The following is a 13250-nucleotide window of genomic DNA, read 5'->3' on the forward strand; positions in this document are numbered from 1 at the left end:
CCGGCCGCCCGACCGGGGGCCCACACCCACGCGGTCCGCCCTCGGCACGCGGCCGGTCGCGCCTGACCTATGCTGGGAGCGCTCCCGGCCCGTAGGGCGGCCAGTGATCCCCGAGGAGAACGCCCATGTCGCTACTCACCCGACGGCGCCTGCTCCGGCGCGCCGCCCTCTCCGCGGCCGCCACCGGCGCGGTCCGCACCGGGCTGGCCGGCGCCGCCGCGGCCGGGGCCGTCGCATCCGCCGCCGTCGCCGGCTGCGACGACACACCCGACCCCGCCCCGGAGGGGGACGACTCGTCCGGGGCGCTGCGCTTCCCGCCCGGCTTCGGCTGGGGCGCGGCCACCTCGGCCTACCAGATCGAGGGGGCGGCCAAGGAAGACGGCCGGGGTGAGTCGGTCTGGGACACCTTCAGCCGCACCCCGGGACGGACCCGCAACGGCGACACCGGTGACGTCGCCGCCGACCACTACCACCGCTACGCCGAGGACCTGGACCTCATGCGCGACCTCGGGCTGCGCAGCTACCGGTTCTCCATCTCCTGGTCACGCATCCAGGCCGACGGTTCCGGCCGACCCAACCAGCGCGGCCTCGACTTCTACCGGCGACTGGTGGACGGGCTGCACGAGCGCAGCATCGCCCCGATGGCCACCCTGTTCCACTGGGACCTGCCGCAGGCCCTGCAGGACGCCGGCGGCTGGGAGAACCGGGACACCGCCGAACGCTTCGGCGCGTACGCGGACATCGTCTTCCGCGCCCTCGGCGACCGGGTACCGGCCTGGCTGACCATCAACGAGCCGAAGACCGTGGTGCAGAACGGCTACCTGTCGGGGCACCACGCGCCCGGCCGGCAGGACCCGGCGGCCGCCTATCTGGTCGCCCACCACCTCCAGCTCGCCCACGGCCTCGCCGTACGCGCGCTGCGCGCCGCCGGCGTCGAGGGGCGGATCGGCCCGGCGCTCAACCTGCACCCCTGCTACCCGGCCGACGACACCGCCGAGGCGGCGGCCGCGACCCGGCTCTACGACGGCTACGAGAACCGGCTCTACCTGGACTCGGTGTTCACGGGCGCCTACCCGCAGGACGTGCTGGCCGACCTGGGTGCGGACAGCCGGATGGTGCGCGGGATCCGCGACGGCGACCTCGCGGTGATCGCCAGCCCGGTGGACCTGCTCGCCGTGCAGTACTACACGCCCATCTACGTCACCGGCCAGGGCAAGACGGTGCGGAAGTGGCCGACCTCCGAGGCGGAGTGGCAGCAGATCTACCCGGAGGGGATGTACGACATCCTCACCCGGGTCACCCGCGACTACGGCCCGATCCCGCTCACCATCACCGAGAACGGGCTGCCCTGCCCGGACACGCTCGCCCCGGACGGCACGGTCGACGACACCGCCCGGATCGACTTCCTTCGCGACCACTTCGCCGCCGCCCACCGGGCCATCCGCGACGGCGTGCCGCTGGAGAGCTACCACGTCTGGTCGCTGCTGGACAACTTCGAGTGGGCCGAGGGATACGACCAGCGCTGGGGACTGGTCTACGTGGACTATCCGACGCAGCGCCGGGTGCTCAAGCGCAGCGCCCACTGGTATCGCACGGTGATCCGCAACAACGGCCTCTAACCGGTTCGCGGCTCGGCCGGACGCTCCGCCGGCCGGGCCCGCCCCGCTCAGCGGGGCAGTGCCTGCTGCAGCTCCGCCCGCAGCGCCGGGGTGAGCATCTCACCGGCCTGCTTGGCCAGCCGCGCCATCTCGTAGCCGACCACACCGATGTCGGCGTCGGCGCCGGCCAGGGTGGCCAGGATGGAGCCGTCCCGGATCTGCATGACCAGGAAGTAGCCCCGTCCCATCTCGACCACGGTCTGCTTGACGATGTCCCCGTCGAACATCTGGGCCGCGCCGGCGGTGATGCTCATCAGCCCGGAGGTGACCGCGGCGAGCTTGTCCGCGTGGTCGCGGGGCAGGTGGGCGGAGATCGCCACCAGCAGTCCGTCGGAGGAGACCACCACGGCGTGCGCCACCCCCGGGACCCGCTCGGCGAACGCGTTCACCAACCAGCTCAGGTCGCGTGCCTCCTGGCTCAACGTCGTCACGGTCGTTGTCCTCCTTCGCTGCGTACGCCGGCGGGCGGCATGTACATCTGGATGGTTTCCTCGGCCTCCGCCCGCCGCAGCCCGCCGTAGAAGCGGGACAGCATGCCGCCGACCGCGTCCGGGTCGGGCTCGTGGCGGGGCACCGGTTGCTGCGGGCGGGCGGGCTGGCTGACCGCGCCGAGCTGGGCCATCGGCACGCGTACCGGGAGGCCCCGCGCGTTGATCCCGGCCGTGACCGGGGTCGCGGCCGGCGGCGATGTCACGCCGAGCACCGAGGACGCCGGACCCTGGCGGGTGAACCAGCCGCCGCCGGGCGAGCCGGCCGCCGGGGTCAGCACGTCCTCGGCCCGGACCGGCACGGGGCGGGCCTGCCGCGGCACCGCCGGCGCGGCCGGGGCCGGTGGATCGGGGCGGATCCCCGCCGACGGCATCGCCGGGCGGCCGGCCACCGGCAGCTCGGCCGCGAAGTCGGGGAACCGGCCCGCCACCGGCAGCTCGGGCACGGGCATTTCCGGCCGGCGTCCCGCCAGCGGCAGGTCGGCCGGCGGGGCGGCGGCGTACAGCCGGGACCGGGCGGCGAGGCGGTGGGTCAGCATCCGCGGCGCGGCGGGCTGGTCCAGCTCGGGCTCGGGCGCCGGGGCCAGCAGGTCGGCGGGGATCCGGACCCGGGCCACCAGTCCCTCGTGGTCGCTGCGCAACTTCACCTCGACGCCGTGCCGGGCGCTGAGGTGGCTGACCACGAACAGGCCCATCCGCTCGGAGGCCGCCACGTCCGCGGCCGGTGGTTCGGCCAGCAGCGCGTTCGCCTCGGCCAACGCGGTCGGGCTCATCCCGAGCCCCTGGTCGACGATCTGCACCACCGCGCCGGTCCCGTCGCTCCAGGCAACGACGTGGACGACGGTGTCCGGCCGGGAGAAGGCGGTGGCGTTCTCCAGCAGCTCGGCGAAGAGGTGGACCAGGTCCCCGACCGCGTGGCCGACGAGGTGCAGGGCGGCGCTGGACCGGTGGCGGACCCGCTGGTACTGCTCGATCTCGGCGCTCGCCGCGAGCAGCACCGCGCCCAGGCCGACCGGCCGGTTCCACCGCCGGCTGGACTCCATGCCGGCGAGCACCAGCAGGCTCTCGTCGTTACGCCGCATGCGGGCGGCGAGGTGGTCGAGCTTGAACAGGTTCTCCAGCTGCTCCGGGTCGCTCTCCTCGCGTTCCAGCTCGTCGAGGAGTTCCAGTTGCCGCTCCACCAGCACCTGGCTGCGCCGGGCCAGGTTGACGAACATGGCGTTGACGTTGCGCCGCATCGTCGCCTGCTCGAGCGCGACGTCGACGGCGCTGCGGTGCACCGCCACGAACGCCTCCGCCAGCTCGCCGATCTCGTCCCGGGAGTGGACCGCCGTGGGTGGCACCTCGATCGTCGCCACTGGACGGTCGACCGCGCGCAGCCGGTGCAGGGTGTGTGGCAGCTCCACCTGCGCGATCCGCAGCGCCTCGCGGCGTAGCAGGCGCATCGACCGGGCGATGGACCGTCCGATCAGCAGGGAGATCAGCACGGCGACCAGCAGCACCGCGACGATGCCGCCCGCCACCAGTAGGGTGTCCCGCAGCTGCTGCGCGCGTGCGCCGTCGGCGTGGCGTACCGCGTCGTCGAGGACCTCACCCTCGAGTTGGCGGAGCAGTTCCAGCCGGCGTTCGCTGGCCGCCCACCACTCGGGTGCGGAGAGCACTGCCGGCTCGGCGGTGCCGGTGGGCAGGGTCTGCTCCTCCAGCCGGGCGGCCGCCGCGAACGCCGGATTCACCGACACCAGGTCATAGCGGCGGACCTGCTCGGTGCTCGCCGCCAGGCGGAACGCGCCCAGGGCGGTGAGCTGCTGGGCCCGCAGGTCGGTCAGGGTGACCTGGTCGTCGACGTCGTACCGGCCGGCCCGGGCGGCCGCGTAGAGCTCGGCCCGGATCCGGGAGGTGAACTCCTTGACCCGGGACAGCTGCACGTACCGCAGCACCGCGTCGGTGAGCGCCTGCTGGCCCTCCCCGGGCGACGGTTCGGCCAGCAGGTTGAGCAGGGCGCCGATGGCCCGGTGGTAGTTGCTCAGGATGGTGTCGCTGCTGAGCACCGCGGGCGGGATCGCGGCCCGGATGTAGACCACCTGGTCGTACGCCTCCAGGACCTCCGAGTACGCGACCCGCCAGGCGGCGTCGGTGCCGGCGAGCGGCTCAGCCGCCCGGCGCAGCTCGGACAGCGCCTGGTTGGTGGCGTCCTGCAACGGCTTCAACGCGGCGATGGCGGCGTCCCGGTCAGCGCCGGTGCCGGCGCGGCGCAGCGCGGCCAGTTCCCCGGCCGCGCGGTCCCGTTCCTGCTGCAGCCGGTCCACCACTGCGGTGATCTGCCGGCCGATGCCGACCTGCTCGGCGAAGGTGGTCAGCGCGCTGGTCTGCCCGGCCAGCCCCCGGGTCTGCACGCCGGCCAGCACCAAAAACGCCAGCGAGGGGATGACCAGCACCGTCGCGAGCTTGGTGCCGATCCGCCAGTCCCGCAACCGGAACGCCGAGCGCCGTCGGTGGGGCACCACGCGGTCGCGCCGGCTCCGGCCCGGGCGGGCGGCCGTTCCGCGAGCCGGGTCGGGACCTGCGCCCACGCTTGCCTCCTCGGTCCCTCGACTCCCGTCGCACGGGGAGCGGAGTCCATCCAACCAGGCCGGCGGGCTCTGTCAACGGGATGATCGGCCGCACGACCAGGATGGTCAGTGCGGCCGGGCACCACCTACGGTGTTCGGCGGGCCCCCCTCGTCCGTCCGGCCGATACCGCCGACGCGCGCCGCCTCCGTAACCCGGCCGAGCGCCACCAATGCGGCGCCGGTCGCCCCGACCTCCGGATTGTGTTGGAAGCGCACCGTACGTGGGGCCAGGGCGTCGGCGAACGCCCCGCGCCACCAGGCGGACGCGGCCATCGCACCACCGCCCAGCACCACCTCGACCGGATGTTCCACATCGGACTCGAGCACGGCGAGGTCGTCGGCGACCAGCCGGCACAGGCCGGTCATCAGCCCGGCGAGGACATCGACGGCGGTGGTGCCGAAGCTGAGCCCGTGCAGCTCGCCGGAGCCGGCCGCGGCGACGCCGGGCGGGCGGTCCCCACCGAAGCGGGGATTGGCCCGCACCCGCAGGTCCCGGGTGGAGCGGGCCAGCGCCGCCTCCAGTTCGGCGCCCTCGGGCAGCCGCAGCTCCCGGTTGGCCCACGCGTACAGGTTCCCGCCACTGGAGTAGGCGGCGCCGGTCACCACGTGCTCGTGGTCCACCCGGTAGCGCCAGAGCTGGTCGGGCAGCGGCGGCAGCGCCGCGTCGGCGGGGACGGCCCGGACGACGCGTACCGCCGCGGAGGTGCCGACGGTCACCGCCGCCCGGGACTCGTCGACGCAGCCGGACCCGACGTTGGACGCCGCACCGTCGCCGACCGGGGCGGTCCACCGGGCCTCGGCCAGGTCCGGCCAGCGGCGGGCGCACTCGGGGCGGAGCCGCCCGCGCCACCGCTGCGGGGCCAGCGCCGGCAGCTCCGCGGGGCGTACGCCGGCCAGCGTGCACGCCTCGGCGTCCCACGCCATCCGGCCCAGGTCGAGCATCCCGGTGCCGGAAGCCATCGACACGGACATCGGCGCCTCGGTCAGCAACGCGTCGAGGACGTACTCGACCAGCCCGACGAACCGCGTCACCCGGCTGCCGGCCCGCGCCCGCAGCCAGGGCAGCCGCACCGTCCAGTAGCAGCGGTGCCACCATCCGCCGGTGCGCTGGTGGAAGGCCGCGGGGTCGGTCGGTCCGGCGCTGCCGGCGACCGGCTCCGGCCGGGTGTCCAGCCAGGTCAGCACCGGGCCGAGCGGCTCCCCGTCGGCGCCCAGCGGCAGCACCGAGTGCCACTGCGCCGAGGCGGCGACCAGCTCGACGTCCCGCAGGTGGCCGCCCTCGGCCAGTTCGTCCAGGCACTCGACCAGGCGGGCGAGGTAGCCGGCACCGTCCAGCGTGCCGGTGCCGTCCTCGCCGGTGGTCAGCCGCACCCGCCGCCGGGCCAGCGCGCCGGGGCGCGGGACGGCGTCGGCGTCCAGCACCAGCCCGCGTACGGAGGAGGTGCCCAGGTCGAGAGCGAGAATGGTCATCGCGGGACAACCTACCCGTCGGGGACGGCCGCGAAGCCAAGATCCGCGCGGCAGGTCCGCAGCGGCGATCGGCTTCCGGGGGGCCGCCCGGGCGCGTAGAGTGATCGCCATGCCCGCGCTCCTGTCCTGCTGGTGGCCCGCCGACCCGGCGGCCCACCCCCGCGCGTAGCTTTCCCACGCGGCCGCCCGACGAGGCGGCCGCCGGTCTCTCCCCGGCATCCCGGGTCGCCCCGCAGGCGGCCACCGGCTCACGAGGAGACCCGATGACCCGCCCGCACGACCCGCTCGCCGCCGTCGCCGCCGGCCTCGACCCCGGCCCGTTCGCGCTCGTCCGCCGCGCGGGCGCCGACCATCTCGACCTGTTCACCGGCACGGTACGCACCGCCGAGCGGCTCGCCGACGTCCCGCTGCCCGACGGCGGTCCCGGGCCGCGCACGCTGGCCCTGGTCCCCTACCGGCAGATCACCGAGCGGGGGTTCGCCTGCGTCGACGACGGGATGCCGCTGGAGTGCCTGGTCATCGGGGAGCACCAGCAGATCCCCCTGGCCGACGCGCTGGCCGCGCTGCCGGACGCCCCGGTGGTCACCACCGACGCCGGCTTCGACAGCTCCGACGCCGAATACGCGGCCACGGTCGGCCGGGTGCTCGCCGAGGAGATCGGCCGCGGCGAGGGCGCGAACTTCGTCATCCACCGCACCCTGCGGGCCACCGTGCAGGGCGATCCCCAGGCGGCGGCCCTGGCCGCGCTGCGCCGGCTGCTGCTGCGCGAACGCGGCGCGTACTGGACGTTCGTCGTGCACACCGGCACCCGGACCCTGGTCGGGGCGAGCCCGGAACGGCACGTCAGCGTGGACGACGGTCTGGTCATGATGAACCCGATCAGCGGCACGTTCCGGCACACCGGCGCGGCGGCGGACCGGGACGCCCTGCTGCGTTTCCTCCACGACCCGAAGGAGGTCGAGGAGCTGTACATGGTGCTCGACGAGGAGCTGAAGATGATGGCCACCGTCGCCGAGCACGGCGGGCAGGTGGTCGGGCCGTACCTCAAGGAGATGGCGCACCTGGCACACACCGAGTACCTGCTGGCCGGACGGGGTTCCCGCGACGTCCGGGAGGTGCTGCGGGAGACCATGTTCGCGCCCACGGTCACCGGCAGCCCGATGGAGAACGCATGCCGGGTGATCGCCCGGCACGAGCGGACCGGCCGCCGCTACTACGCCGGGGTGCTCGCCCTGCTCGGCCGGGACGCCGCGGGCCGGCAGACCCTCGACGCGCCCATCCTGATCCGCACCGCGGAGCTCTCCCCCACCGGCGAGCTGCGGGTGCCGGTCGGGGCGACCCTGGTCCGGCACTCCACCGCGGCCGGTGAGGTGGCCGAGACCCACGCCAAGGCAGCCGGGGTGCTCGCCGCGCTCGGCCTCGGCCCCGACGCGCCGGCGGCCCGCCCGGCTCAGTCCGGCCCGGACGCGCCGGCCCGCGCGCTCGCCGACGACCCCGAGGTACGCGCCGCACTCGCCGCCCGCAACGCGCCGCTGGCCCGGTTCTGGCTGGACCAGCGGACCCCCGGGGCAACGCTCCTGCCCGGGCTGGCCGGCCGGCGGGCGCTGATCGTGGACGGCGAGGACACCTTCACCGGCATGCTCGCCCACCAACTCGGCGCCCTCGGCCTGGCCGTGGCGCGCCGCGGCTGGCAGCAACCCGGCCCGGTCGGGGAGTACGACCTGGTGGTGATGGGCCCCGGCCCCGGCGACCCGACCGACCTCGCCGAGCCGAAGATGGCGACGATGCGGGCGCTGCTGGCACAGCTCCTGGCGGCCGGCCGACCGACCCTCGCCGTCTGCCTCGGGCACCAGCTGCTGGCCGGGCTGCTCGGGCTGCCGCTGCACCGGCGGGACGCGCCGTACCAGGGGGTGCCGCGGGACGTGCCGGTGTTCGGCGCCACCCGCCGGGTCGGCTTCTACTCCAGCTTCACCGCCCGGGCCGGCGCGGACCGGGTCGCCACCCCGTACGGCCCGGTGGAGCTGTCCCGGGACCCGGCCGACGGAGCGGTGCACGCGCTGCGCGGGCCCGGCTTCGCCGGCGTGCAGTTCCACCCGGAGTCGGTACTCAGCCGCGACGGCATGGTCATCCTCGCCGAACTGCTCGCGCACCTGCTCGACCATCGCGCGCTCGCCGGGCATGCGCCGGCCGACCGGGGGTAGGACTGCGGCGGCCGGTGGCCGGACGGGTCCGAACCCCTGCCCGGCCACCGGTCGCCCGTGCTCAGCCGGCCATCCCCCGCTTCAGCGCGGCGCTGATCTGGATCGCCCGCTTGGCGGTCAGCGCGGTGGCCGCCAGCGCGAGGTGGTCCGGCGCGATCTCGCCGTTGTTGCTGGTGTGCGAGGCGCCGTACGGGTTGCCCGCGACGAACTGGCTGGGGTCGGTGTAGCCGGGGGTCACCACCACCCCACCCCAGTGGTAGAACACGTTGAAGAGCGCCAGCAGCGTGGACTCCTGACCGCCGTGCGAGGTGGCCGTGGAGCAGAACGCCGAGTAGACCTTGTTGGCCAGGATGCCCTGGGCCCAGAGCGGGCCGGTGGTGTCGATGAACTGCTTGAGCTGGGCGGCCACCATCCCGTAGCGGGTGGGCGAGCCGAAGATCACCACATCGGCCCAGGAGAGGTCGTCGAGCTGCGCCTCCATCACGTCCTGCGTCTCCAGGTGGTGCGCCTGCCACCCCGAGTTGGAGCGGATCGCCTCGTCGGGCGCCAGCTCCCGCACCTTGCGCAGGCGGACCTCGGCACCGGCCTCGCCCGCGGCCTCGACCGCTGACTGCGCCATCTGGTAGGTGATGCCGGTCGCGCTGTAATAGATCACCGCGACGTTGACGTGGCCGTCCATCAGACGTTTCCTCCTCGGTTCCGGGCGAACTCGGAGGACTACCCGTTGGTTGCGGCGTCAAACGACTGCCGTGGCACCCTCCGTGGCTTGATTCATCTCTGTCGATCGGTCAGCAAACCTCAATATTTGCGCAAGTTCGGACCGGAACGGCTGCCCGGAATCCGGACTCCGGGGATCCTGTTCGCACCGGTGCCGATCCGCGTCCCACCGCCCGGAGGCACCTGAACGGGGGATCGCGCTCCGCCGGCATGCCGGCTGGCGCAGCGCGATCAGGTGTTCTCCTCCTGCTCCTCCTATTCGTCCCGATTCCCCGGCATGCCGTCCCCGCCGACGGGGATCCTCTCGGTGACCCACGAGAGGGAGGACGAACCATGCGGCTCACCGAACCGCAGATCCGCTCGCTGTACGGGCAGGACGTCCAGGACCGCTCGGGCGCGACGATCGGCACCGTGGGCCAGGTCTGGGCAAACCCCGCAGGCGAGCCCACCTGGGTCAGCGTGCGCACCGCCGGCACGGGTCACCGCGAGTCGATGGCTCCGCTGCAGGCGGCCCAGTGGCAGGCGGACCGGCTGCGGGTGCCGTACGACCGGGCGACCGTCCGCACCGCCCCCGCCGTGGAGCCCGGCACCGACCAGCCGCTCGGCGCGGACCAGCTGACCCTGCTCCACCGGCACTACCAGCTGCCGCCCGAGGGCGCGGCCGGACGGCCGGAGCGGCCCGGGCCACCGGAGCTGACCCGGTTCGAGGAACAAGCCCGGTTCGACACCGAGACCGTGCCGGCCGGCACGGCCCGGCTCCGCAAGCGCGTGGTGACCGAGAACGTGCACACCACCGTGCCGGTCGCCCACGAGGAGGCGACCCTCGTCCGGGAACCGATCGCGGAGGCGGACCGGGGTACCGTGCCCGCGGGCACCGACACGGAGCAGCGCGAGATGGTGCTGCACGCCGAACGCCCGGTGGTGGTCAAGGAACGGGTCCCGGTCGAACGGGTCCGGCTGGCCAGCCACCAGGTCGTCGAGCAGCGGCCCGCCCACGCCCAGGTCCGCCGGGAAGTGGTCGAGGCGGACGTGCCCGAGGAGGCCCGGCCGCAGGAGTGAGACGAGAGCGACCCGGGCGGGTGGGCCTCTCCCACCCGCCCGGTCGCGTCCGGCGGAAACGTCGGACCCGCCGCCTATGCTGGCCGTCCACCACTGACGGGAGGCCTGCGTGCCCGTACGGCTCACCGGCGCCGAGGCGCTGGCGCTGCGGATGACCAGCCTGCTGCTGCGCCCGCACCCGGTGGCGCGCCCCGACGGGGTCGCCGGCGTGGTCGAGTGGTTCGGCGCGATGCAGGCCCAGGACAACGCGAGCGGCCTGTGGTCGCTCGGCGTACGCCTGCCCGGGCGCACGCTGGCCGACGTGCGGGCGGCGCTGGAGCGGCGGGAGGCGCTGCGGACCTGGCCGATGCGCGGTACGGTCCACCTGGTGCCGTCCCGCGACGCCCACTGGATGCTGGCGGTGACCGGCGTCCGCACGCTGGCCGGCGCCGCCACCCGCCGGGCACAGCTCGGGCTCACCGAGGCCGAGGCGGACCAGGCCGTGGACGTGCTGGGCACGGCCCTGGCCGGCGGCCGCCGCCTCACCCGTGCGCAGTGCCTGGCCGCCCTCGGCGCCGCCGGCATCGACACCACCGGGCAGCGGGGCTACCACCTGCTCTGGTACGCCGCCCAGCGCGGCGTCACCTGCATCGCCCCGCACGTCGGCACCGAGCAGACGTTCGCCCTGCTCGACGAGTGGGTGCCCGACCCGCACCGGCCGGAGCGCGACGAGGCGCTCGGCGTCCTCGCCCTGCGGTACGTGCGCAGCCACGGCCCGGTCACCCCGCACGAGCTGGCCCGGTGGACCGGCCTGACGGTCACCGACGCACGGCGGGGCTTCGCGGTGGCCGGCGACGCCCTGGCCCCGGTAGCGGTGGACGGTGTCGAGGCGATGGTCGACGCCTCCCTCCTCGACGCGCCCCGCGAGCCGGTCGACGACGTGCACACGCTGCTCGGCTTCGACGAATACCTACTCGGCTTCAAGGACCGCACGCTGATGCTCGACCCGGCGCACGCCGCCGCCGTGGTCCCCGGCAACAACGGGGTGTTCCTGCCGACGGTGGTCCGCGACGGCCGGGTGGTCGGCACGTGGAAGCGGACGGTCGGGAAGGCCTCGGTCTCGGTGACCGTGCAGCCGCTGGCGCCGTTCGACGCCGCGCTGCGCTCCCGCGTCGAGTCCGCCCTGGCCGACTACGCCCGCTACCTCGGCCTGCCCCTGCGTACCTGAGGAGCGAGCGTGGATCGGCAGAGGTTTGCGGAGTTGCTGGAGACCATCGCCCGGCGATCAGGGCAGGGACGGCCGCGGATGCACTCGGGCCAGGTCCGCCGGGGTGTCCACGTCGGCCGGTGACCCGTCGCACGGCACCACGGTCACCAGGTCGGCCCGGGCCCGCAGGAAGTCACGGGCACCCCGGTCCCCCGTCGCGTACGGCACGACCAGCGGCCAGGTGGCCCGGCTGAGCAGGACCGGATGGCCGGGCCGGCCGGCGTAGCCGGCCACGGCGACGACAGCGCCGGCCGCGTACGCCGCGCGTACCCGGCGGACCGCGGCCGGGGTCAGCCAGGGCTGGTCGACGAGCACCACCACGACCGCGTCGGCGACGTCCGGCAGTGAGTCCAGACCGCGCAGCAGCGAGCCGCCGAGGCCGTCGCGCCACTGCGGGTTGGCCACCGGGACCGCGCCGGGCAGTGCGGGAAGCCGGCCGGCGCCCGCGCCGACCACCGCGTGCACCGGGTCGCAACCGCCGAGGTGCAGCAGCCGGACCGCGCGCCGGAGCAGCGGCTCACCGTGCCAGTCGAGGAGTGCCTTCGGCTGGCCGAGCCGGCGTCCGGCCCCGGCGGCGAGCACCAGCCCGGCCACGGTCACCGCGCCGCCGCCTCGGTCAGGCCGGCCGGGTGGGCGGCGTGGATCGGGCCGGTCAGGCCGGACAGCGGCCGGCTACTGCCGTCGTGGCGCCAGGCCACCACCTCCGCGGCGATCGCCAGCGCCGTCTCGGCCGGGCTGCGCCCGCCGAGGTCCAGCCCGGCCGGTGCGCGCAGCCGGGCCAGCTGGGTCTCGGGTACCCCGTCGGCGCGCAGGCGGGTGAGGCGGGCCTCGTGCGCCGCGCGGCTGCCGAGCACGCCGAGGTAGCCGGCCGGGGTGGACAGCGCCGCGCGCAGCAGCGGGAGCTCGTAGCGAGGGTCGTGACCGAGCAGGCAGAGCACCGTGTCCAGGGTGACCGGGGTGGCGGCCAGCAGGCGGTGTGGCCAGGCCCGGTGCACCTCGTGTGCGTCGGGCACCCGGGCGACGGTGGCGAACGCGGGTCGCGGGTCGCAGGCGACGACCCGGTAGCCGAGGTCCGCGCCGATCCGGGCGAGCGCCGCGGCGACGGCGGTGGCGCCGAACAGCAGCATCCGCGGTGCGGCCGGCATCGCCTGGAACAGCACCCGCACGCCGGGGCGCTCGCCGTAGCCCAGCACCACGGCGCCGGCCGGGAGCCCGGCGGCCCGGTCGACGGCCCAGTCGTCCAGGTCCGCGGTGCCGAGCGTGCCCTCGGTCCGGTCCGGCCGGATCACCAGCTCGGCGGCGAAGGGTGCCCGGCCGCCCACCACGGTTGCCACGGCGACCGGGTCGGGCCCGGCGAGCGCGGCGAGGGAGCGGGCCGTGGGGCAGTCCGCGGTCACCCGGCGCAGCAGCACCTCGACGGTCCCGGCGCAGCCGGGCCGGGCCGGCCATGGGCCGTCCCCGCCCACCGGGTAGCGGGCGAGCCGGGTCCGGCCGGTGCGCAGGGTCTCCGCCGTCGCGTCGAGCACCGCCGACTCGACGCAGCCGGCCGGGATGCCGCCGCGCACGTCGCCGGTGGGGTCGACGGCGAGCAGGTCGCCCGGGCCGGTGACGGTGCCCGCGCTGCTGGCCACCACGGTCGCCAGGCCGAAGGGGATCCGTCGCCGCCGCCAGTCGTGGGCCGCGGCCAGGACCTCGCGCATGCCGCTCCACCGATCGCCAATTCCGGGCTTCTGCCCGTATTTGTCATTGGATGTCGTAGTCAACGGTAGTCTGGCGCGGTGCGCAGCGGGCGGGAGAGCGGG

10 protein-coding genes are annotated in these 13250 nt (G+C 75.3%); 4 read left to right on the forward strand and 6 right to left on the reverse strand.

Annotated elements, in window-relative coordinates:
* Positions 1-125 precede the first annotated feature (125 nt).
* A complete protein-coding gene (locus tag ABZ783_RS23910) occupies positions 126-1619 on the forward strand; it encodes a GH1 family beta-glucosidase (protein ID WP_357441874.1) in 1494 nt (497 codons plus the stop codon).
* Positions 1620-1666: 47 nt separating this feature from the next.
* Here the strand turns inward: ABZ783_RS23910 and ABZ783_RS23915 are convergent, their stop codons facing one another.
* The 3 genes from ABZ783_RS23915 to ABZ783_RS23925 all read right to left on the reverse strand — a co-directional run bounded on the left by ABZ783_RS23915 (position 1667) and on the right by ABZ783_RS23925 (position 6225).
* Entirely contained in the window at positions 1667-2080 is a 414-nt protein-coding gene (locus ABZ783_RS23915; protein WP_218012428.1) for a roadblock/LC7 domain-containing protein, read from the reverse strand.
* 5 nt (positions 2081-2085) lie between these two features.
* Entirely contained in the window at positions 2086-4716 is a 2631-nt protein-coding gene (locus ABZ783_RS23920; RefSeq protein WP_357441875.1) for a nitrate- and nitrite sensing domain-containing protein, read from the reverse strand.
* 105 nt (positions 4717-4821) lie between these two features.
* Positions 4822-6225: an FGGY family carbohydrate kinase gene (locus ABZ783_RS23925; protein ID WP_357441877.1), complete on the reverse strand. Its 1404-nt coding sequence runs from the start codon at positions 6223-6225 to the stop codon at positions 4822-4824.
* 263 nt (positions 6226-6488) lie between these two features.
* Between ABZ783_RS23925 and ABZ783_RS23930 the strand changes: the two genes are divergently transcribed.
* Positions 6489-8426: a chorismate-binding protein gene (locus ABZ783_RS23930; RefSeq protein ID WP_357441878.1), complete on the forward strand. Its 1938-nt coding sequence runs from the start codon at positions 6489-6491 to the stop codon at positions 8424-8426.
* A gap of 61 nt (positions 8427-8487) precedes the next feature.
* Here ABZ783_RS23930 and wrbA read toward each other — a convergent pair whose 3' ends face one another.
* Positions 8488-9105, reverse strand: a complete 618-nt coding sequence (gene wrbA, locus ABZ783_RS23935; RefSeq protein ID WP_357441879.1) for an NAD(P)H:quinone oxidoreductase — start codon at positions 9103-9105, stop codon at positions 8488-8490.
* A 371-nt stretch (positions 9106-9476) separates the two neighbouring features.
* Here wrbA and ABZ783_RS23940 point away from each other — a divergent pair, with 371 nt between their 5' ends.
* Complete coding sequence (locus ABZ783_RS23940) at positions 9477-10202, forward strand: YsnF/AvaK domain-containing protein (RefSeq protein WP_357441880.1); 726 nt, start codon at positions 9477-9479, stop codon at positions 10200-10202.
* A gap of 109 nt (positions 10203-10311) precedes the next feature.
* On the forward strand, positions 10312-11409 hold the full coding sequence (locus tag ABZ783_RS23945) for a winged helix DNA-binding domain-containing protein (RefSeq protein ID WP_357441882.1): 1098 nt from the start codon (positions 10312-10314) through the stop codon (positions 11407-11409).
* 57 nt (positions 11410-11466) lie between these two features.
* Here ABZ783_RS23945 and ABZ783_RS23950 read toward each other — a convergent pair whose 3' ends face one another.
* Both ABZ783_RS23950 and ABZ783_RS23955 read right to left on the reverse strand, forming a co-directional pair.
* Positions 11467-12048, reverse strand: a complete 582-nt coding sequence (locus ABZ783_RS23950) for an NTP transferase domain-containing protein (RefSeq protein WP_357441884.1) — start codon at positions 12046-12048, stop codon at positions 11467-11469.
* Positions 12045-13148, reverse strand: coding sequence for an XdhC family protein (locus ABZ783_RS23955; RefSeq protein ID WP_357441886.1), 1104 nt, complete (start codon positions 13146-13148; stop codon positions 12045-12047). The genes ABZ783_RS23950 and ABZ783_RS23955 overlap by 4 nt, the downstream gene beginning before the upstream one ends.
* Positions 13149-13250: the final 102 nt, after the last annotated feature.

Source organism: Micromonospora sp. NPDC047738 (genome assembly GCF_040642675.1).
Classification (GTDB): Bacteria; Actinomycetota; Actinomycetes; order Mycobacteriales; family Micromonosporaceae; genus Micromonospora.

Bases quoted from the DNA above. Each gene is read 5' to 3' on its own strand.
- ABZ783_RS23910 (WP_357441874.1), top strand. From the start codon at position 126: ATGTCGCTACTCACCCGACGGCGCCTGCTCCGGCGCGCCGCCCTCTCC.
- ABZ783_RS23925 (WP_357441877.1), bottom strand. From the start codon at position 6,225: ATGACCATTCTCGCTCTCGACCTGGGCACCTCCTCCGTACGCGGGCTG.
- ABZ783_RS23930 (WP_357441878.1), top strand. From the start codon at position 6,489: ATGACCCGCCCGCACGACCCGCTCGCCGCCGTCGCCGCCGGCCTCGAC.
- wrbA (WP_357441879.1), bottom strand. From the start codon at position 9,105: ATGGACGGCCACGTCAACGTCGCGGTGATCTATTACAGCGCGACCGGC.
- ABZ783_RS23940 (WP_357441880.1), top strand. From the start codon at position 9,477: ATGCGGCTCACCGAACCGCAGATCCGCTCGCTGTACGGGCAGGACGTC.
- ABZ783_RS23955 (WP_357441886.1), bottom strand. From the start codon at position 13,148: ATGCGCGAGGTCCTGGCCGCGGCCCACGACTGGCGGCGGCGACGGATC.